Raw genomic sequence first — 530 nt, 5'->3', positions numbered from 1 at the left:
ATCAGCTCGTGCGGCCCTTGGCGTCGAACCGCTTCATGCGGTCGAGCACGGCGTCGGCGGTGGGCTCGCGCATCTCGTCGACGATGCGGCCGTCGGCGAGGAAGACGACGCGGTCCGCGTAGGAGGCGGCGACGGGGTCGTGGGTGACCATGACGACCGTCTGGCCGAGCTCGCGCACGGAGTTGCGCAGGAAGCCGAGGACCTCGGCGCCGGAGCGGGAGTCCAGGTTTCCGGTGGGCTCGTCGGCGAACATGATCTCGGGCCGGCCCGCGAGGGCGCGGGCCACGGCGACGCGCTGCTGCTGGCCGCCGGAGAGCTGGTTCGGCCGGTGCTTGAGGCGCCCGGACAGGCCGACGGTGTCGACGACCATGTTCAGCCACTGCTGGTCGGGCTTGCGGCCGGCGATGTCCATGGGGAGCGTGATGTTCTCCAGGGCGGTGAGCGTCGGCAGCAGGTTGAACGCCTGGAAGATGAAGCCGATCTTGTCGCGGCGGAGCCGGGTGAGCTTCTTGTCGTTCAGCCCGGTGAGT

At 70.2% G+C, this 530-nt stretch carries 1 protein-coding gene; it reads right to left on the bottom strand.

Annotated features, from left to right (window positions below):
• Position 1 precedes the first annotated feature (1 nt).
• Positions 2-530 (bottom strand): ABC transporter ATP-binding protein (locus tag ACX9I7_RS32710; protein ID WP_459389416.1); only part of this gene is annotated, 529 nt, incomplete at its 5' end.

This window comes from Streptomyces sp. L500, from assembly GCF_054551825.1.
Note: the sequence above shows the minus strand (reverse complement) of the source record. Positions and strands in the feature narration are given on the sequence as shown.